17 protein-coding genes, 1 tRNA gene and 1 pseudogene are annotated in these 18,172 nt (G+C 66.9%); 15 read left to right on the top strand and 4 right to left on the bottom strand.

Annotated features, from left to right (window positions below; translation table 11 throughout):
* The first annotated feature begins 29 nt into the window (after window positions 1–29).
* Window positions 30–1,139 (top strand): toxic anion resistance protein, encoded by a 1,110-nt coding sequence (locus tag ROV93_RS08625; RefSeq protein WP_072168499.1) that lies wholly within the window; start codon window positions 30–32, stop codon window positions 1,137–1,139.
* A gap of 71 nt (window positions 1,140–1,210) precedes the next feature.
* Here ROV93_RS08625 and ROV93_RS08620 read toward each other — a convergent pair whose 3' ends face one another.
* Window positions 1,211–2,098, bottom strand: coding sequence for a LysR family transcriptional regulator (locus tag ROV93_RS08620; protein WP_072168498.1), 888 nt, complete (start codon window positions 2,096–2,098; stop codon window positions 1,211–1,213).
* Window positions 2,099–2,195: 97 nt separating this feature from the next.
* Between ROV93_RS08620 and trpB the strand changes: the two genes are divergently transcribed.
* From trpB to glmM, 5 genes are all read left to right on the top strand, one after another.
* Entirely contained in the window at window positions 2,196–3,413 is a 1,218-nt protein-coding gene (trpB, locus tag ROV93_RS08615; RefSeq protein ID WP_072168497.1) for a tryptophan synthase subunit beta, read from the top strand.
* Window positions 3,410–4,090, top strand: coding sequence for a hypothetical protein (locus ROV93_RS08610; protein WP_072168496.1), 681 nt, complete (start codon window positions 3,410–3,412; stop codon window positions 4,088–4,090). The genes trpB and ROV93_RS08610 overlap by 4 nt, the downstream gene beginning before the upstream one ends.
* A 1-nt stretch (window position 4,091) precedes the next feature.
* Window positions 4,092–4,901 (top strand): tryptophan synthase subunit alpha, encoded by an 810-nt coding sequence (gene trpA, locus ROV93_RS08605; protein ID WP_072168495.1) that lies wholly within the window; start codon window positions 4,092–4,094, stop codon window positions 4,899–4,901.
* Between the two features lie 215 nt (window positions 4,902–5,116).
* Window positions 5,117–5,992, top strand: coding sequence for an acetyl-CoA carboxylase, carboxyltransferase subunit beta (gene accD / locus ROV93_RS08600; RefSeq protein WP_005417947.1), 876 nt, complete (start codon window positions 5,117–5,119; stop codon window positions 5,990–5,992).
* Entirely contained in the window at window positions 5,992–7,353 is a 1,362-nt protein-coding gene (gene glmM, locus ROV93_RS08595; RefSeq protein ID WP_072168494.1) for a phosphoglucosamine mutase, read from the top strand. Before accD ends, glmM begins: the two co-directional genes overlap by 1 nt.
* 81 nt (window positions 7,354–7,434) lie before the next feature.
* On the opposite strand, the gene ROV93_RS08590 is transcribed toward glmM, so the two are convergent.
* From ROV93_RS08590 to ROV93_RS08580, 3 genes and pseudogenes are all read right to left on the bottom strand, one after another.
* Window positions 7,435–8,292, bottom strand: a complete 858-nt coding sequence (locus tag ROV93_RS08590; RefSeq protein ID WP_061480014.1) for a polysaccharide deacetylase family protein — start codon at window positions 8,290–8,292, stop codon at window positions 7,435–7,437.
* A pseudogene (locus ROV93_RS08585) lies at window positions 8,285–9,429 on the bottom strand (glycosyltransferase family 4 protein). Before ROV93_RS08585 ends, ROV93_RS08590 begins: the two are co-directional and overlap by 8 nt.
* A 20-nt stretch (window positions 9,430–9,449) precedes the next feature.
* Window positions 9,450–11,327: a sulfatase-like hydrolase/transferase gene (locus ROV93_RS08580; RefSeq protein ID WP_072168492.1), complete on the bottom strand. Its 1,878-nt coding sequence runs from the start codon at window positions 11,325–11,327 to the stop codon at window positions 9,450–9,452.
* 150 nt (window positions 11,328–11,477) lie between these two features.
* Here ROV93_RS08580 and ROV93_RS08575 point away from each other — a divergent pair, with 150 nt between their 5' ends.
* The 9 genes from ROV93_RS08575 to nuoE all read left to right on the top strand — a co-directional run bounded on the left by ROV93_RS08575 (window position 11,478) and on the right by nuoE (window position 18,169).
* Window positions 11,478–12,455, top strand: coding sequence for a 2-oxoglutarate and iron-dependent oxygenase domain-containing protein (locus ROV93_RS08575; RefSeq protein WP_072168491.1), 978 nt, complete (start codon window positions 11,478–11,480; stop codon window positions 12,453–12,455).
* Window positions 12,456–13,083: 628 nt separating this feature from the next.
* On the top strand, window positions 13,084–13,839 hold the full coding sequence (tpiA, locus tag ROV93_RS08570) for a triose-phosphate isomerase (RefSeq protein WP_072168490.1): 756 nt from the start codon (window positions 13,084–13,086) through the stop codon (window positions 13,837–13,839).
* A gap of 31 nt (window positions 13,840–13,870) precedes the next feature.
* Window positions 13,871–14,308, top strand: coding sequence for a preprotein translocase subunit SecG (gene secG / locus ROV93_RS08565; RefSeq protein WP_049415231.1), 438 nt, complete (start codon window positions 13,871–13,873; stop codon window positions 14,306–14,308).
* A gap of 51 nt (window positions 14,309–14,359) precedes the next feature.
* A tRNA-Leu gene (locus ROV93_RS08560) sits at window positions 14,360–14,444 on the top strand.
* Window positions 14,445–14,555: 111 nt separating this feature from the next.
* Entirely contained in the window at window positions 14,556–14,912 is a 357-nt protein-coding gene (locus ROV93_RS08555) for an NADH-quinone oxidoreductase subunit A (RefSeq protein ID WP_005417937.1), read from the top strand.
* The gene (locus tag ROV93_RS08550; protein ID WP_005417936.1) at window positions 14,903–15,457 is read left to right on the top strand and encodes an NADH-quinone oxidoreductase subunit B; all 555 of its coding nucleotides are present in this window, start codon (window positions 14,903–14,905) and stop codon (window positions 15,455–15,457) included. The genes ROV93_RS08555 and ROV93_RS08550 overlap by 10 nt, the downstream gene beginning before the upstream one ends.
* A 33-nt stretch (window positions 15,458–15,490) precedes the next feature.
* Window positions 15,491–16,240, top strand: coding sequence for an NADH-quinone oxidoreductase subunit C (locus ROV93_RS08545; protein WP_010486428.1), 750 nt, complete (start codon window positions 15,491–15,493; stop codon window positions 16,238–16,240).
* Window positions 16,237–17,544 (top strand): NADH-quinone oxidoreductase subunit D, encoded by a 1,308-nt coding sequence (locus ROV93_RS08540; protein WP_005417935.1) that lies wholly within the window; start codon window positions 16,237–16,239, stop codon window positions 17,542–17,544. The genes ROV93_RS08545 and ROV93_RS08540 overlap by 4 nt, the downstream gene beginning before the upstream one ends.
* Window positions 17,545–17,641: 97 nt before the next feature.
* Window positions 17,642–18,169 (top strand): NADH-quinone oxidoreductase subunit NuoE, encoded by a 528-nt coding sequence (nuoE, locus tag ROV93_RS08535; protein WP_005410460.1) that lies wholly within the window; start codon window positions 17,642–17,644, stop codon window positions 18,167–18,169.
* The last annotated feature ends 3 nt before the right edge of the window (window positions 18,170–18,172 follow it).

Genomic DNA, 18,172 nt, shown 5'->3' with positions numbered 1-18,172 from the left:
CGCTTACCCAACTGCAAGGAGACTGCCCGATGACCCAGGACAGCCAGACCCCCGGTGCCCTCGTACCCGGCACGACCACCGCCACTGCGCTCGACGAAGGTGCACTGCAGGCGCTTGGGCTGGTCCGCGAGGATCTGCCGCGCATCGCCGAGATCCGTCTGGAACTGGACGATCTGCGCCCGGGCAACCTGCAGGTGTTCGGCCGCGAGGCGGCCACGCGCACCGCCGCGTTCTCCAGCCAGTTGCTGGACCAGGTGCGCAATCGTGACCTGGATGCCAGTGGCGAGAAGCTGGGCGAGGTGGTGCGCATCGCGCGCAGCCTGAAGCTGGATGGCTTCGCCCAGCGTTCGAAGGTGCCGGTGATCGGTGGCCTGATCGACCGCATGCGCGCCTCCAAGGGCGAGCTGGTGCAGAAGTTCAGCGACACCAACGCGCAGATCGAACAGCTGCTGGCCGACGTCGGCGTGCAGCAGGCGTTGATGGGCAAGCGCGTGGGCGAGTTCGACCGCATGCACGATATCGTCCGCGAAGAACGTCGTGCGCTCGGCCTGTATGCGGCAGCGGGCAAGCAGCGGCTGGCCGAACTGCAGGCCGAACAGCTGGCCGGGCAGGCCAGCGAGGACCCCCAGCAGCGCATCCGCCAGGGCGAGATCGACAATGCGATCCGGTTGATCGAGAAGCGCGTGTCCGACCTGCAGCTGATGCAGCACGCCGCCGATCAGTCGCTGCCGATGATCCGCCTGATCCAGGCCAACGCGCTGCAGCTGATCGAGAAGTTCAACACCGTCCGCGACATCACCATTCCGTCATGGAAGCGCCAGTTCGCCATCCAGCTCTCGCTGGGCGAACAGAAGGCTGCGGTCGAACTGTCCACGGCCATCGATGACGCCACCAACGAACTGATGCGCCGCAATGCCGACCTGCTGCGCCAGGCCTCGGTGGATACCGCGCGCAGCAACCAGCGCGGCGTGATCGACGTGGCCACGCTGCGCCATGTGCACGACCAGCTGATCGCCACGGTGGAAGAAGTGCGCAGCATCCATCGCGAAGGGATGCAGCAGCGGCAGCAGGCGGAAGCGGAGCTGTCGCGCCTGCGCGAAGACCTGCAGCAGCGCCTGGCCACACCGACCGCCAGCTGAAAAAAGGGGACGGAGGGAATTAAGTCGTTTGTGCCACTTGCGACTTAATTCCCTCCGTCCCCTTTTTGTTGTCATCGGAGTTGCTGGCCCAGCCAGTCGGCGAGCGCATCCACGCGCGCATCAGGTGGTCCGTCCGGTTGCGCCAGCACCCAGAAACCACCAGTGGCGGCAAACCCCCACGGCGCGACCAGTCGTCCGGCGGCCAGGTCCTCGGCCACCAGTGGCTCGGGTGCGATCGCCGGGCCCAGCCCGGCCACCGCTGCCTCCAGCAGGTAGTACAGATGCTCGAAGGCCGTGCCCAGCTGCAGCTTCGCGGGGTCCAGAGAGTGCGCCTGCGCCCACGCCGGCCACGCCTGCGGCCGTGAGCTGGTGTGCAGCAGCGTCTCCTGCAGCAGCGCCGAGGGCGGTACATGCCGCAGGCGCTGCGCGGCCGGATGCGAGGGGGCCACTACCACGCCGACCCGTTCCGGGGCCAGCTCACGCACCTGCCAGCCCCGGGGCCACGGCCCCTGTGCCAGCAGCAGTACCGCATCCAGTGCCGCCTGTGCCTCGGTGAAGCTTCCATCCAGCGCTGACCACTGCAGGCGCACGCCGGGCAGGGCGGCCTGCAGCGCAGGCAGGCGCGGGATCATCCAGCGCGCCAGCACGCTGCCGCTGCAGCCCAGTACCAGCGCCGGGGCCGCCGCCGGCCGCCGCAGTTCGCGCACGCAGTCTTCGATGCCGCCGAAGGCCTCGCTGCACGCTGCCTGCAGCCGCGTGCCCGCAGCGGTCAGGCGCAGGCCGCGACCGGCACGCTGGAACAGCGCCAGGCCGAGATGGTCTTCCAGCAGCTTCAGCTGCCGGCTGACCGCACCGTGGGTGACATGCAGGTCGTGTGCGGCGCGGCCGACGCCGCCGAGACGGGCGGTGGCCTCGAACGCACGCAGCGCATTGAGTGGCGGCAGCAGGGAACGGCTCATGTGAGATTTCCTGACGATATGCGCCAGATAATATCCATTTTCCGGTCAAGACCCGTGCGCTAGAGTATCCACCTGTCTCGAACCAGCGGTCGCTTCCATGTCTGCCTCCCCCATTGCCGACTACCACGCCTTCCCGGATGCCCAGGGCCATTTCGGCCGCTACGGCGGCAGCTTCGTTGCCGAAACCCTGGTGGGTCCGCTGCAGGAACTGGCCCAGGCCTATGACCAGGCCCGCCAGGACCCGTCATTCCAGGCTGCCTACGACCGCGACCTGGCCCACTACGTGGGCCGGCCGAGCCCGATCTACCACGCCCAGCGCCTGAGCGACCATGTCGGCGGCGCGCAGATCCTGCTCAAGCGCGAAGACCTGAACCACACCGGCGCGCACAAGATCAACAACACCATCGGCCAGGCGCTGCTGGCCGCGCGGATGGGCAAGAAGCGCATCATCGCCGAGACCGGTGCCGGCCAGCACGGTGTTGCCAGTGCCACCGTTGCCGCCCGCCTGGGCCTGGAATGCGTGGTGTACATGGGCGCCACCGACATCGAGCGGCAGAAGATCAACGTCTACCGCATGAAGCTGCTTGGCGCGACGGTGGTGCCGGTCACCTCCGGCTCGGCCACCCTGAAGGACGCGCTCAACGAAGCGATGCGCGACTGGGTGACCAACGTGCAGGACACCTTCTACATCATCGGCACCGTGGCCGGCCCGGATCCGTATCCGCGCATGGTCCGTGACTTCAACGCCATCGTTGGCCGCGAGGCACGCGAGCAGATGCTGGCCGAGTATGGCCGCCTGCCCGATGCGATCACCGCGTGCGTCGGCGGCGGCAGCAACGCCATCGGCCTGTTCCACGCCTTCCTCAACGATCGCCAGGTCGAGATCGTCGGCGCCGAAGCCGCCGGCGACGGCATCGGCACCGGCCGCCACGCCGCATCGATCGCCGCCGGTCGGCCGGGCGTGCTGCATGGCAACCGCACCTATGTGCTGTGCGACGACGACGGCCAGATCATCGAGACCCACTCGGTGTCGGCCGGCCTGGACTATCCGGGCGTCGGCCCGGAGCATGCTTTCCTGGCCGATACCGGCCGTGCGCGCTACCTCGGCATCACTGATGAAGAAGCGCTGCAGGCCTTCCACCTGCTGGCGCATACCGAGGGCATCCTGCCGGCACTGGAGTCCAGCCACGCACTGGCACAGGCGATCAAGCTGGCGCGTGAGCGTCCGCGTGACCAGATCGTGCTGTGCAACCTGTCCGGCCGTGGCGACAAGGACGTGCACACCATCGCCGCTCGCGAAGGGCTGGTGCTGTGAGCGCGCTGCTGCGGAACAGCGGGGTGCTTCTGCTGGTGCTGGGCCTGGCCGCGTGCCAGCCGCCGGAACCGCCAGTGCTTGCGCCGGCTGCCAAAGCCACCGCGCAGCCCGCACGGCAGCCGGCCGCCAACGATGACCTCGACCCGATGGCGCGTACGCCGATCGTCGATCCGCCGTCTGCGGAAGAGAGCAACGGCGACAACGCCCCCGCCGTCGCCTCGGTTGCACTGGACCATGCCGGCGAAGTGCTGGTTGGCCAGCACATGGGGGACCTGAAGTCACTGGGGCCGTGGAAGGCACAGGGCGCGAAAGAGTTCTTCGAAGGCGACTGCGAGTACTACGACGGCAGGGGGTTGCCGCCGGGCGTGTCGATGATGACTGACGACGACCGCGTGGTCCGATTTGATCTGAAGCCGGGCGACGACCCGGAGCTGCCGGTTGAACAGCCCGGTCCCTTCGGCCTGCGCATCGGCATGACCCGTGCCCAGGCCATGGCGCAGTTCCCGAAGCCGCCGGTATCCAGCCCGCATGCCTACGACGGTGACCAGGGCGAGTACCTCACCTGGCAGGACCCGGGTTCGGACCTGGGCATCCGCCTGGAACTGTTTGAAGGGAAGGTCACCCGGATGTACTGGGGAACCAGCGATGCGATTGAACTGATTGAAGGATGTGCCTGAAATGCCCGTATCCCGACTCGATGCCTGTTTCCTGCGTCTGCGCGAACAGCAGCGCAAGGCGCTGATTCCCTTCGTCACCGCCGGTGATCCCTCGCTGGAGGCGACCGTGCCGGTCATGCACGCACTGGTCGAGGCCGGCGCCGACGTGATCGAACTGGGCGTGCCGTTTTCCGACCCGATGGCCGATGGCCCGACCATCCAGCGCAGCTCCGAGCGCGCGCTGGCACGCGGCGCCGGCAGCCGCTACGTCCTGCAGGCCGTGGCGCAGTTCCGCGAACGCGATGTGCAGACCCCCGTGGTGCTGATGGGCTACCTCAACCCGGTGGAGATCCATGGCTACGCGGCCTTCGCCAAGGCCGCCGTCGACGCCGGCGTGGACGGCGTGCTGCTGGTCGACCTGCCGCCGGAAGAAGCGGGCGATGCCCAGCAGGCGTTCGACGCAGCCGGCCTTGCGCTGGTCCTGCTGGCGTCGCCGACCACCAGCGAGGCGCGAGCCGACAAGCTGCTGGCGCTGGCCCGTGGCTATCTCTACTACGTCAGCTTTGCCGGTGTCACCGGCGCGTCCGAGCGCCTGGACAGCGATGCCGCCGGTACCCGCCTGCAGGCGTTGCGCGCGCGCGCATCGGTGCCGGTGGTGGCGGGCTTCGGTATCAAGGATGCCGCCAGTGCCGCGGCCATGGCCCGCCAGGCCGATGGCGTGGTGGTCGGAAGCGCGCTGGTGGCGGCGCTGGCGGAAGCGGGCTCGGCGGAAGACGCGGTGCAGCGCGCCCGGGCCTTCCTCGCCCCGCTGCGGCAGGCGCTGGACGCGTAACAGGACTGCCGGCCGCTGGCCGGCGTCCTCCTGATGGCTGGCGTGCAAAGGCTGCCGGCCGGCGGCGGGCACCGTCCAGCACCTAAACGTACGTCCCAGCATGGTTTTTTCCCGCTGCCCCGCGGCTGGCAAGGGGGTGCACGGGCGGGGAAAGCGGAGCTAGACTGTCCGCCTTTGCGGCCCCCGGGCCGCCCTGAACGGAAGTGTCCTCCCGCATGAGTTGGCTCAGCAAGTTGATGCCGTCCGGCATCCGCACCGACAACACCCCCAGCAAGAAGCGCAGTGTCCCCGAGGGCCTGTGGGAAAAGTGCAGCAACTGCGGCAGCGCGTTGTACCGTCCGGAACTGGAAGAGAACCTGGAAGTCTGCCCGAAGTGCGGCCATCACATGGCGATCCGCGCGCGCGCGCGCCTGGCCGCCCTGTTCGACGCCGACAGCACCACCGAGATCGGTGCGCGCCTGGGGCCGACCGACCTGCTCAAGTTCAAGGACCAGAAGAAGTACAGCGAGCGCATCAAGATCGCGCAGAAGAATACCGGCGAGTACGACGCGCTGATCGCCATGCGCGGCCTGCTCAAGGGCCGTGCGCTGGTCGCATCGTCTTTCGACTTCGCCTTCATGGGCGGCTCGATGGGCTCGGTGGTCGGCGAGCGTTTCGCACTGGCCGCAGAAACCGCAGTCGAGATCGGGGCGCCCTACGTGTGCTTCTCGCAGAGCGGTGGCGCCCGCATGCAGGAAGGCCTGTTCTCGCTGATGCAGATGGCCAAGACCTCGGCCGCGCTGGGCAAGCTGCGTGAAGCCGGGCTGCCGTACATCTCGGTGCTGACCCATCCGACCACCGGGGGGGTCTCGGCCTCCTTTGCGATGCTGGGCGACATCAACATCGCCGAACCGCAGGCGCTGATCGGCTTCGCCGGCCCGCGCGTGATCGAGCAGACCGTGCGCGAGAAACTGCCGGAAGGCTTCCAGCGCTCGGAGTTCCTGCTCGAACATGGTGCCATCGACCAGATCTGCGATCGCCGCGAGCTGCGCGACCGCCTGTCCGACCTGCTGGCGATGCTGGGCCGTCAGCCGGCGCCGGAGGTGGCTTGATGGGAGGCCGCAAGTACTTCGGTACTGATGGCATCCGTGGCCGGGTCGGCCAGGGCGTGATCTCGGCCGACTTCGTGCTGCGCCTGGGCAACGCCCTGGGCCGTGTCCTGGTCGCCCAGCGCGGCCAGGACGGGCGCCGGCCGATCGTGGTGATCGGCAAGGACACCCGCATCTCCGGCTACATGTTCGAGGCGGCACTGGAAGCCGGCCTGGTGGCCGCCGGTGCCGATGTGCAGCTGCTGGGGCCGATGCCGACGCCGGCGGTGGCGTTCCTGACCCGTACGCTGGGCGTGGATGCCGGCATCGTCATCAGTGCCTCGCACAACCCGCACTACGACAACGGCATCAAGTTCTTCTCCGCCCAGGGCGAGAAGCTCGACGATGCCACCGAGCTTGCCCTCGAAGCGGCGCTGGACGTTCCGTTCACCACCGTCGAATCGGAGAAGCTGGGCAAGGCGTCGCGTGGCCGCGAGGCGGTCGGCCGCTACATTGAGTTCTGCAAGGCCAGCGTGCCGCGCGCGTTCGACCTGCGTGGCGTACGCCTGGTGCTGGACTGCGCGCACGGCGCCACCTACCAGATCGCACCGCTGCTGTTCCGCGAGCTGGGTGCCGAGGTGATCGGCATTGGCGCCGAGCCCAACGGCGTCAACATCAACGCCGGCGTGGGCTCCACCCATATCGACAATCTCGCGGCCAAGGTCCGCGAAACCCGCGCCGATCTCGGCATTGCCTTCGACGGCGACGGCGACCGCGTGCTGATGGCCGACGACCAGGGCAACCCGGTCGACGGCGACGACCTGCTTTACATCCTGGCCCGGGCATGGAAAGCCGAAGGCCGCCTGCGCGGCCCGGTGGTTGGCACGCTGATGAGCAACTACGGCGTGGAGAAGGCCTTCGCCGATCTGCAGATTCCTTTCGTGCGCAGCAACGTCGGTGATCGCTATGTGCACCAGGCGCTGATCGAAGGCGGAGGGGTGCTCGGCGGCGAAGCCTCCGGCCACCTGCTGTGCCTGGATCGGGCCACCACCGGTGACGGCATCGTCAGTGCGCTGCAGGTGCTGGTGGCGTTGCGCAACAGCGGGCAGACCCTGCGCCAGGCATTGAAGGGGCTGGTGCGGGTGCCGCAGAAGACGGTCAACGTGCGGCTGGGCAATGTCTCGGCCAAGGCCACCGTGCAGGCCGACAGCGTGCAGGCCGCGCTGGCCGTCGCGCAGCAGTCAGTGGCCGGCCGTGGCCGTGCGTTCCTGCGCCCGTCCGGTACCGAGCCGGTGGTGCGTGTCACTGTCGAGGCCGATGATGCAACGCTGATGCAGGACACGCTGGACCGCCTGTCTGCAGCGGTCCGTGAAGCCGCCGCCTGAGGCAGCTGTGCATTTGCCCAAACAGAAACGCCCCGCAATGCCGGGGCGTTTTTTCGTTCAGGCGGCAAGGCGGCGCGAGGCTCACGGCCCCGGCACCATCTTCTTCTGCCGCGCCTTGAAGCCATTGAACAGCGGCGCGATCAGGGGGGTGTAGCTCTGGGCGATGCGCTTGCGCAACCAGCTCGCCGGGCGGTTGCGGATCGCGAAGCGGTAGATGCGTTCCGGATCGCCGCCGACCACGTTACGGCCGAACGGGTGGGTGGTGTGCAGGTAGCGAAAGCCGTGCTCGCGTGCCACCTCGATGTGGTCCTGGTCGAAATCGCCGTAAGGCCAGCACAGCGTATCGGACACCTCGCCGAGCTTGTCCCGCAGGACTTCGCGCGAGACTGCCAGGTCGTGGCTCAGGCCCGCACGGCGCTGTGCGCGGTCCAGGTCGTCGCGGCGCAGCCAGCGGGTGTGGGTATGGGTGTGGCAATGCACTTCGAAGGTGCCGGCGGCGATGGCCGCGCGCGCTTCGCTCCAGCGCATCATCACGTCGTCGCTGCGGTTCTGCTCGTAGATCGCCGCTTCGCAACCGCGGTGGTCCGGCGTGGCAGGCAGCACTGCCCCGGCAAGCCCCGCGTGGGGCCGCTCCGGGCCTTCACCCATCCAGCCGGTGACCACGAACACCACTGCGTGCATGCCGTACTTCTGCAGGATCGGGTGCGCATACACCCAGTTGTCCAGGTAGCCATCGTCGAAGGTGATCACGATCGACTTGCGCGGCACCGGCTTGCCGGCCAGGAAGCCGGCGTACTGGTCCAGTGTCAGCGAAGTCCAGCCGTTGCCGGCCAACCAGGCGATCTGGCTTTCGAAATTTTCCGGTGACACGGTGATCATGCCCGGCGACGGACTGACGTGGTGGTGCATGAGCACCGGTACGGTTCGGGCATCAGCCATGTCCCAGCTCCTTCAGCCACTGGCGGTAGTAGTGTTCGGTGGTCTCACCGTGGCCATCGGGGGTGAACCGGTGCGCGCCGTGCATCCAGTCCCACCCGGCGCGGCCCATCTGCCGCCGCCGTTCCGGATCTTCCACCAGCAGGCGCAGTGCGCCTGTCAGGGCTGCATTGTCGCCCAATCGGGTGAGGATCGCATTGCTGCCCTCGACCACCATCTCCGGCACGCCACCTACGCGCGTGGCCACGATCGGTACCCCGACATAGGCGGCCTCCAGGAACACGGTACCGGCCGCTTCCTTGTGCGAAGCCAGCGCGAAGATGTCGAAGCCGGCCATCAGCCGGCACGCGCCGTCACGATAGCCGAGCAGGTGGACCTGTTGCTGCAGCCCATGCTCGTCGCGCAGCGACTGCAGCCGATCCATGACCGGCTGGCCATCGCCGATCACCACCAGGTGCAGGTTCGGATGCGTCCTGCACAGCGGCACCATCGCCTGCAGGAGGTCGGCATGGCCCTTGGGTCCGCGCAGCACCGCCACGCAACCGACCACGATGTCCTGCTCGCCGAAACCGAGCTCGGCGCGCACCTCCGCGCGCACCTCCTGCAGGCATTGCCAGGGATCGGCCTTGCGGATCTCGCTCCAGCGCGGCGGGACTGCAATTGGCGGCACGATACCGATGTGCTCGGCCGGAATGCCGCGCTCGGTCAGCAGCTGCTTGACGAAGCTGCTGACGGTCATCACCCGGTGCGGCAGGCCGGTATAGGTCAGCAGCGAGTTGACCGGGCTCATCAGGTGGCGCGAGCGTATTACCAGCGGTGTGCCGCCCAGGCGTGCACCGGCGGCGGCGATCAGCGCGTCACGGCGGCTGGTGGTGTTGACCACGTCGTAGCGCTCGCGACGCACCAGGCGCGAGACCGACCAGATGCCGCGCAGCAGGCGCAGCAGGCCCCCATGCGCAGGGTGTACACGGTGAAACCGTCGTCGCGTGCCAGCTTGGCCAGGCGCGCTTCGGGCTGGCACAGCAGCGCCACCTCATGGCCACGCGCGCGCATCACCTGCATGTGGCGGAAGATGTAGATCTCCTGCCCGCCCATTCCCTTGGCGGCTTCGGTGTGCAGGATGCGCAGCGGACGGTTCATGCGGGATCGATCCTTGAAGGTCAACGATTGCGGAAGCGGGTCAACGCTTCCCATGCAGTGCGTACGGCAGCCGCATCAGGGGCCTGCTGGGGCAGCGGGAGGTAGTGCCGGTCCAGCGCTGTGGCGTTGCCGAACTTGTCGAACACGTAGATCGCGTCGCCATGGCGTATCGCGCGCTGCGACCAGCTTTCGACCACCAGGGCACGCGGGCCCTGCGGTTCGGCCAGCAGGTCCTGGCCGGTGCTGTAATCGCTCAGCGCGTTCTCGCAGCCCAGCGCATGGCGCATCAGTGTCGGTACCCAGTCTTCGTGCGAGCTGGTGCGGGCGTCGCGGCCAGCGGCCCTGCCTGGCCAATGCAGCACGAACGGGACCTGCAGCTGGTAGTCGGAGAAGTTGCCGTTGTGGCCCCAATAGTTCAGCTTGAGGTCGTTGAACTCTTCGGCATGGTCGCCGGTGACCAGCACGATGGTGTCCTCGGCCAGGCCCTGTGCGCGCAGGTCGTCCAGCAGCGAGCCGATCAGGCTGTCTGCGTAGTGCACGGCGGTGCGGTAGCGGTTGAGTTCCGGCGTCGGGTCATGCTCCGGGCCGAATTTGAGGAAGTCGATGTCCGCAGCCATCGGCGTCGCCACGGGCGGGTAACCATCGGGCATGTGGTACGGCGCGTGGGTGGAGTCGAGGAACACGAAGCCAAACCACGGGCGCTGCGCCGCCTGGCTGGCGCGGATGTCCTGCTGCAGTGCACTGATGATCGCGCGGTCGCGGCCGTCGGACTTCAGTGCCGATGGCCCCTGGTGCAGCTGGTCGCGCACATCGGCGAATGCCGTGCGATCGAATTCCGGGCTGTACAACGGCGCACTGCCGTACAGGTGCAGGTCGTAGCCCTGCTGGCCCAGCACCTGGAACAGCTGCGAGCCGCGCTGCTCGTCGAGCATGCTTGGCCAGTAACCACCGGGCAGGCCGTACAGCAGCCCGAACAGGCCGTAGCGGGTGGCATTGCCGGTGCTGAAGTGCTGGTCGAACACGCGCGCGTCCTGCGCCAGCGCCGACGTGTTGGGCATCAGCTGCGGTGTCAGCACGTCCTGGCGCAGCGATTCCAGCACCACCATCAGCACATTGGGACGATGCGGGTTCTGGCACCGCAGCGGGTGCAGTGGGTACTGCAGCTGCGCATGGCGCGGGTCGGGCAGGCCGGCCTGCTGCTGGCTGACCACGCCCAGGCGCCGCATGAAGCTCTTGGCGGTGATCGGTTGCGCCCACGGCAGGTAGTTCCACTGCGCGATCACATCGCGGTCGCCGCGGGCGTCGTAGTAGGCGGTGGCCACCTGGCCGCCGGCCATCAGAAGCGCGACCGCTGCCCACGCCTGCAGCACCCGTCGCCGGCGCGGCACTGCCGGCAGCAGCTTCCAGCACGCCCAGGCCAGCAGGCCTTCGGCGGCGAAGACCGCGGCGACCAGCAGCGCGACCTGCAGCCAGGTCTTCCAGGACAGGGCGACCTGGTCCTGCAGGGCGCCGCCGAACACCATGTTCACGACCATGGCGTTGAGGTGGAAGCGGTACAGGGTGAACACCTTGGCGTCGACCAGCAGCAGGCACAGCCACAGGCCCTGCAGGAGAACGGCGCTGATGCTCAGCGTACGGGCAGTGCGTGGCCACAGCCCCAGCAGCAACGGCAGCAGGCCGGCCAGCGCGCCGAACGCGAGCAGGTGGCCGGGCAGGGCGATCGCGAGGTAGGCCAGGCCCGCGCTGCCGCCTGGATTGTCCCGCAGCGGCACGTTGCCCAGTGCGATCGCCGCAGCCAGGACCGCATTGCCGGCGACGAACAGCGACCACCAGGCCAGCCGGCGCCAACGCCGGGTGAAGCCTTCAAGGGCGAGTGCGGCAGGGGCGGCTGCAGACATGGCGAAGCGGATTCAGGGAGCGGGGAAAAGGTCGGGCCCCACGTGACGGAAGCGTTAATCCGCGCGCGGGTCGCGCATTGTATCGGTTTGTTTCTTCGTATCGAGTGGCGTCCCCCGGGCGATCTGTCACAATGTTCAGGCGGGCCATGAATGCGCTGGCCCCCCAGACCCAATGACAAGCCAGGAACCGCTGTGAGCCAGATCCCCACCCTCGACATCACCCGTTTCGACAGCGACCGCGAGGCCTTCGTGGCCGAGCTGGGCGCGGCCTATCGCCAATGGGGATTCGCGGGCATCCGCAACCACGGCATCCCGCAGGCCGACATCGACGCGGCCTACGATGCCTTCAAGGCCTTCTTCGCCCTGCCGGAAGAGGTCAAGCGCAAGTACCACGTGCCTGGCAGCGGCGGGGCCCGCGGCTATACCCCCTTCGGCGTGGAGACCGCCAAGGGCTCCAAGCACTTCGACCTGAAGGAGTTCTGGCACATCGGCCGCGAGATCGCCGAGGACTCCAAGTACCGTGACGTGATGGCGCCGAACCTGTGGCCGACCGAAGTAGAGGGCTTCCGCGAGCGGGGGTACGGCCTGTACCAGGCGCTGGACAACCTGGGGTCGCGCGTGCTGTCGGCGCTCGCCCTGCACATCGGCCTGCCGGAGAATTTCTTCGCCGACAAGACCAACTTCGGCAATTCGATCCTGCGCCCGATCCACTACCCGCCGATCACCACCGACGACATCCCGAACGTTCGTGCCGGTGCTCATGGCGACATCAACTTCATCACCTTGCTGGTGGGTGCCAGTGCCGCGGGCCTGGAAGTGCAGTCGCACGACGGCGAGTGGGTGCCGTTCACCTCGGACGCGGACACCATCGTGGTCAACATCGGCGACATGCTGCAGCGCCTGACCAACCATGTGTATCCGTCGACCATCCACCGCGTGGTCAATCCTCCGGGCGAGCTGGCGCGCCAGCCGCGCTACTCGGTGCCGTTCTTCCTGCACCCGAACCCGGACTTCCTGATCGACGTGCTGCCCTCGTGCATCACCCCGGAGAACCCGAGCCGGTACCCGGAGCCGATCACCGCCCACGGCTTCCTCGAGGAGCGCCTGCGCGAGATCAAGCTGAAGTAAAGAGAAGTGAGGCCGCCGAAAGGCGGCCTTGTTTTTTGCAGGGTCGCAACCTGCGCCCGCGGTAGTGCCGGCCGCTGGCCAGCAAGCCCAAAGCCAAAGCGGCTCTGGATTCGTGCCGGTTGAGCGGGGCGGCGTGGGTTGGCAGGACACGCCGTGAACCCGTCCATGGGGGCTCGATGGCGCCATCCATGGCGCCAACGGTCCTGCCAACCCACACCGCCCCACCCCCGACAGTTTCCCGGTGACGGTGGGTAAATCCCGATTCTCGGTAGGTGTCGACCTTGGTCGACACGGTAGATCCACGCCATGCGTGGATGAGATCTGTCAGATCGAAGTGGGGCAGGGCACCCGGAATGCCGCTTTTGCTCTTGCTCTTCTTTTTTCTTTCCGTGGCGGGCGGAACCGTCGGAATGTGTCAGAGGCCGGGCGGGCGGGGATGACGGGGGTGTTCGCGGCATCCATGCCGCGGCCAAGCCCCAGATCCAGCCGGGCTCTCCGCGACCAACCCGACCCCCGCCACGAGGGGCTGCGCCGTTGGCTGAAAATCCATGTAACCGCTTACACGGAAACGGATTTTTGCCGTAGCGGGTATCATGACCGGCTGACTTCACACAGGAGCCACCCGCTCATGCGCCGCAAGATCGTCGCCGGAAACTGGAAGCTGCACGGCAGCCGTCAATTCGCCAATGAACTGCTGGAGCAGGTGGCCGCCGGGCTGCCGCTGGAGGGCGTGGACGTGGTGATCCTGCCGCCGCTGCCGTACCTGGGCGAGCTGGTCGAGGACTTCGGCGCGACCGGCCTGGCCTTTGGTGCACAGGACGTCAGCAGCAACGAGAAGGGCGCCTACACCGGCGAGGTCTGCGCAGCCATGCTGGTCGAGGTCGGGGCCCGCTATGGCCTGGTCGGCCACTCCGAACGCCGCCAGTACCACCATGAAAGCAGCGAGCTGGTCGCGCGCAAGTTCGCCGCCGCCCAGCATGCTGGCCTGGTCCCGGTGCTGTGCGTGGGCGAGACCCTGGAACAGCGGGAGGCCGGGCAGACCGAAACGGTCATCGCCAGCCAGCTGGCGCCGGTACTGGAACTGGCCGGTGCGGCCGGTTTCGCCAGCGCCGTGGTCGCCTACGAGCCGGTCTGGGCCATCGGCACCGGCCGTACCGCCAGCAAGGAGCAGGCGCAGCAGGTGCACGCGTTCATCCGTGGCGAAGTCGCGCGTATCGATGCTAGAATCGCCGATTCACTGCCCATTGTTTACGGCGGTAGCGTGAAGCCCGACAATGCCGGGGAACTGTTCGCGCAGCCGGATGTCGATGGTGGGCTGGTCGGCGGCGCCTCCCTGGTGGCCGCGGACTTCCTGGCCATCGCACGGGCGGCGGCCGCGAACTAATCCTAGAAGTATTGTCCGAGGGCGGTTTCCAATGCTGATGTTGATCCTCAATGTCGTCTACGTGCTGGTCGCTGTGGCCATGATCGCGCTGATCCTGATGCAGCGTGGCTCGGGTGCGGCGGCAGGTTCGGGCTTTGGTGCCGGTGCCTCGGGCACGGTGTTCGGTGCGCGTGGCGCCTCGAACTTCCTGTCCAAGTCGACCAAGTGGCTGGCTGTCGTGTTCTTTGGCATCAGCCTCTTCATGGCCTGGTATGCCGGTCACGGCACCCGTCCGGCGGCCGACCAGGATCTGGGTCTGATGTCCGCCCCGGCAGCGACCGCTCCGGCGGCGCCGGCGGGCGAGCTGCCGGCCGTCCCGAAGGCCGATGCGGTCCCGGCAGCCCCGGTTCCGGCCGCCAATGTGCCGGCTCAGGCGGAATCTTCGGTTTCTGGTGAAGAAAAGCCTTCGGAAGGCTCCCAGAAAGACTGAAGCCGGTTACAATACGCGGCGCATCGGAAAGATAGTCTGATGTGATCGTTTGCCCAGGTGGCGGAATTGGTAGACGCACTACCTTGAGGTGGTAGCGACGCAAGTCGTAGGGGTTCGAGTCCCCTCTTGGGCACCATTTGTAAGTAAAGCGGGTTCGTCTGGCGCGCAAGGCGCCAGGCAGGTTCCCGTCCACTCCCCCATGCCAAAGCGCCTGCAGGCGCAGCGGCAGAGGCAAGAGAGAATCGCTGTGCTGGCCGAATATTTGCCGTCTCTGCTGTTTCTGATCGTTGCCACCGGTATCGGCGTTACGCTGATGCTGGTTGGTCGATTCCTCGGTCCCCGCCGCCCCGATCTGGAAAAGCTGTCGCCGTATGAGTGCGGCTTCGAAGCCTTCGAAGACGCGCGCATGAAGTTCGACGTGCGCTACTACCTGATCGCGATCCAGTTCATCGTCTTCGACCTGGAAATCATCTTCATCGTGCCGTGGACCCAGGTCTTCATGGAACTGGGCGCCCGTTCGCTGGTCACCATGGGCCTGTTCGTCGGCATGCTGTTCCTCGGTTTCATTTACGTCTGGAAGAAGGGAGCGCTGGAATGGGAGTGATTCAGACTCTCGATGGCCTCATGAACAATCCGTCGCCGGAAGGCCGGGTTGATGACATCCTGCGGCCGGAAGGCGACAACCCGCTGCTGGAAAAGGGCTTCGTCACCACCAGCGTCGACGCACTGCTGAACTGGGCGCGCACCGGCTCGATGTGGCCGATGACCTTCGGCCTGGCCTGCTGCGCCGTCGAGATGATGCACGCCGGCGCCGCGCGCCTGGACCTGGATCGCTACGGCGTGGTGTTCCGCCCGTCGCCGCGTCAGTCCGACGTGATGATCGTGGCCGGTACCCTGGTCAACAAGATGGCCCCGGCGCTGCGCAAGGTCTACGACCAGATGCCGGACCCGAAGTGGGTCATCTCGATGGGTAGCTGCGCCAACGGTGGCGGCTACTACCACTACTCCTATTCTGTGGTGCGCGGCTGTGATCGCGTGGTGCCGGTGGACGTCTACGTCCCGGGCTGCCCGCCGACCGCCGAGGCGCTGGTGTACGGGATCCTGCAGCTGCAGAAGAAGATCTGGCGTACACAGACCATCGCCCGCTGACCCCTTCACCTGACTAGAGCGCGCCAAGCCCCCATGGCAGAGCAAGCATCCTTCATCGACCGACTCTCCGCACGTTTCGCTGGTGCGAAGGTCATCGTGGTCGAACCCCGCGGCGAAGTGACGCTGGAAGTGCCTGCCGCCGAGTGGCACGCCACCGCCCTGGCGCTGCGTGACGAGTTTGGTTTCGAGCAGGCCGTGGATCTGTGCGGCGTCGACTACCTCGGTTATGGCTCCGACGAATGGGACACCGCCGATGTGTCCTCGCAGGGCTTCAGTCGAGGCGTCGAAGGCAAGGCCCAGGGCCGCTTCGCGTGGGGCGAGTTCCCCACCGAGGAAAACGGTGCCGACGGTGCCCGCCCGCAGCACATGCCGACCCAGCGCTTCGCCGTGGTCGCGCAGCTGCGTTCCTACCAGCACAACCTGATGATGCACCTGCGCTGCTTCGCTCCTGACGAAGCGCTGCCGGTGGTGTCCTCGCTGACCAGTATCTGGCCGGGCCTGAACTGGTTCGAGCGCGAGGCGTTCGACCTGTACGGCGTGATCTTCGAAGGCCACCCGGACCTGCGCCGGATCCTGACCGACTACGGTTTCGTCGGCCATCCGTTCCGCAAGGACTTCCCGCTGATCGGCAATGTCGAAGTCCGCTACGACGAAGAGAAGAAGCGCGTGATCTACGAACCGGTCACCTCGGTGGAGCCGCGTGTCGGCGTGCCGCGCGTGATCCGCGACGACGCCCGTCTGCAGACCGCAGAAGGTGAGCGCGCGCAGGAGGCAGTGAAGTGAGCCACGTACACCAGGCCGGCGAAGCATTCGCCAGCAACGCCGCCGAGAGCCGGCAGGAAATCCGCAACTACACCATGAACTTCGGCCCGCAGCATCCGGCCGCTCACGGTGTGCTGCGCCTGATCCTGGAAATGGACGGTGAAACCATCATGCGCGCCGACCCGCACGTGGGTCTGCTGCACCGTGGTACCGAAAAGCTGGCCGAGTCCAAGCCGTTCAACCAGTCGATCGGCTACATGGATCGACTGGACTACGTGTCGATGATGTGCAACGAGCACGCCTACGTACGCGCGATCGAGACCCTGATGGGCATCGAGGCGCCGGAGCGTGCCCAGTACATCCGCACCATGTACGATGAAATCACCCGCATCCTCAACCACCTGATGTGGCTGGGCTCCAACGCGCTCGACCTGGGCGCGATGGCGGTGATGCTGTACGCCTTCCGCGAACGCGAAGAGCTGATGGACTGCTACGAAGCGGTTTCCGGCGCGCGCATGCACGCGGCGTACTACCGTCCGGGCGGTGTCTACCGCGACCTGCCGGACCACATGCCGAAGTACAAGGAATCGCGCTGGCACAAGGGCAAGGCGCTGAAGCAGCTCAATGCTTCGCGCGAGGGTTCGCTGCTGGACTTCCTGGAGAACTTCACCGTCGAGTTCCCCAAGCGCATCGACGAATACGAAACCCTGCTGACCGACAACCGCATCTGGAAGCAGCGTACCGTCGGCATCGGCGTGGTCACTCCCGAACTGGCCCACCAGTGGGGCATGACCGGCGTGATGCTGCGCGGTTCGGGCATTGCCTGGGACCTGCGCAAGAAGCGTCCGTACGCCAAGTACGATGCCGTCGATTTCGACATCCCGCTGGGCAAGGAAGGCGACTGCTACGACCGCTATCTGGTCCGCGTTGCCGAAATGCGCGAATCCAACCGCATCATCAAGCAGTGCGTGGCGTGGCTGAAGGCCAACCCGGGCCCGGTGATGGTGAAGAACTTCAAGGTCGCTCCGCCCAGGCGCGAGGACATGAAGGACGACATGGAAGCGCTGATCCACCACTTCAAGCTGTTCAGCGAAGGCTACTGCGTGCCGGCCGGCGAGACCTACTCGGCGGTGGAAGCCCCGAAGGGCGAATTCGGCTGCTACCTGGTCTCCGATGGCGCCAACAAGCCGTTCCGCGTGCACCTGCGTGCGCCGGGCTTCGCCCACCTGTCCTCGATCGATTCGGTCGTGCGCGGCCACATGCTGGCTGACGTGGTGGCGATGATCGGCACCTACGACCTGGTGTTCGGCGAGGTTGACCGGTAATGCCGTCCGCCACGCCAACGCCCGCTGCAGGCAGCCGGCGCAAGCCGGCGCCGCAGTTTCTGGAATTTCACGTTATGCATTTCGCTGAGGTCGGCCGATGAAGGCGACAGGTAATTTCGAGGCGGCGCGCGACGTCGACCCGATGGTGGTGCTGAGCGACAAGACCCGCGCTCACATCGATCACTGGCTGTCCAAGTTCCCGCCGGACCGCAAGCGCTCTGCCGTGCTGCAGGGCCTGCATGCGGCCCAGGAGCAGAACCAGGGCTGGCTGACCGACGAACTGATCGCCGGCGTGGCCAAGTACCTGGACCTGCCACCGGTGTGGGCCTACGAGGTCGCCAGCTTCTACTCGATGTTCGAGACCGAGAAGGTGGGCCGCAACAACGTGGCCATCTGCACCAACATCAGCTGCTGGCTCAATGGCGCCGAGGACATCGTGCGCCATTGCGAGAAGAAGCTGGGCATCAAGCACGGTGAATCGACCCCTGACGGCCGCGTCTACCTCAAGCGCGAGGAAGAGTGCCTGGCCGGCTGCGGTGGCGCGCCGATGATGGTCATCAACGGTCACTACCATGAGCGTCTGACCCTGGAAAAGGTCGACGAGCTGCTGGACGGGCTGGAGTAAGGG

Source organism: Stenotrophomonas maltophilia group sp. msm4 (assembly GCF_032025605.1).
Classification (GTDB): Bacteria; Pseudomonadota; Gammaproteobacteria; order Xanthomonadales; family Xanthomonadaceae; genus Stenotrophomonas; species Stenotrophomonas sepilia.
This window is presented reverse-complemented; position numbering and strand designations above follow the sequence as displayed.

Bases quoted from the DNA above. Each gene is read 5' to 3' on its own strand.
- ROV93_RS08625 (WP_072168499.1), top strand. From the start codon at position 30: ATGACCCAGGACAGCCAGACCCCCGGTGCCCTCGTACCCGGCACGACC.
- ROV93_RS08620 (WP_072168498.1), bottom strand. From the start codon at position 2,098: ATGAGCCGTTCCCTGCTGCCGCCACTCAATGCGCTGCGTGCGTTCGAG.
- trpB (WP_072168497.1), top strand. From the start codon at position 2,196: ATGTCTGCCTCCCCCATTGCCGACTACCACGCCTTCCCGGATGCCCAG.
- trpA (WP_072168495.1), top strand. From the start codon at position 4,092: ATGCCCGTATCCCGACTCGATGCCTGTTTCCTGCGTCTGCGCGAACAG.
- accD (WP_005417947.1), top strand. From the start codon at position 5,117: ATGAGTTGGCTCAGCAAGTTGATGCCGTCCGGCATCCGCACCGACAAC.
- glmM (WP_072168494.1), top strand. From the start codon at position 5,992: ATGGGAGGCCGCAAGTACTTCGGTACTGATGGCATCCGTGGCCGGGTC.
- ROV93_RS08590 (WP_061480014.1), bottom strand. From the start codon at position 8,292: ATGGCTGATGCCCGAACCGTACCGGTGCTCATGCACCACCACGTCAGT.
- ROV93_RS08580 (WP_072168492.1), bottom strand. From the start codon at position 11,327: ATGTCTGCAGCCGCCCCTGCCGCACTCGCCCTTGAAGGCTTCACCCGG.
- ROV93_RS08575 (WP_072168491.1), top strand. From the start codon at position 11,478: ATGCGCTGGCCCCCCAGACCCAATGACAAGCCAGGAACCGCTGTGAGC.
- tpiA (WP_072168490.1), top strand. From the start codon at position 13,084: ATGCGCCGCAAGATCGTCGCCGGAAACTGGAAGCTGCACGGCAGCCGT.
- secG (WP_049415231.1), top strand. From the start codon at position 13,871: ATGCTGATGTTGATCCTCAATGTCGTCTACGTGCTGGTCGCTGTGGCC.
- ROV93_RS08550 (WP_005417936.1), top strand. From the start codon at position 14,903: ATGGGAGTGATTCAGACTCTCGATGGCCTCATGAACAATCCGTCGCCG.
- ROV93_RS08545 (WP_010486428.1), top strand. From the start codon at position 15,491: ATGGCAGAGCAAGCATCCTTCATCGACCGACTCTCCGCACGTTTCGCT.
- nuoE (WP_005410460.1), top strand. From the start codon at position 17,642: ATGAAGGCGACAGGTAATTTCGAGGCGGCGCGCGACGTCGACCCGATG.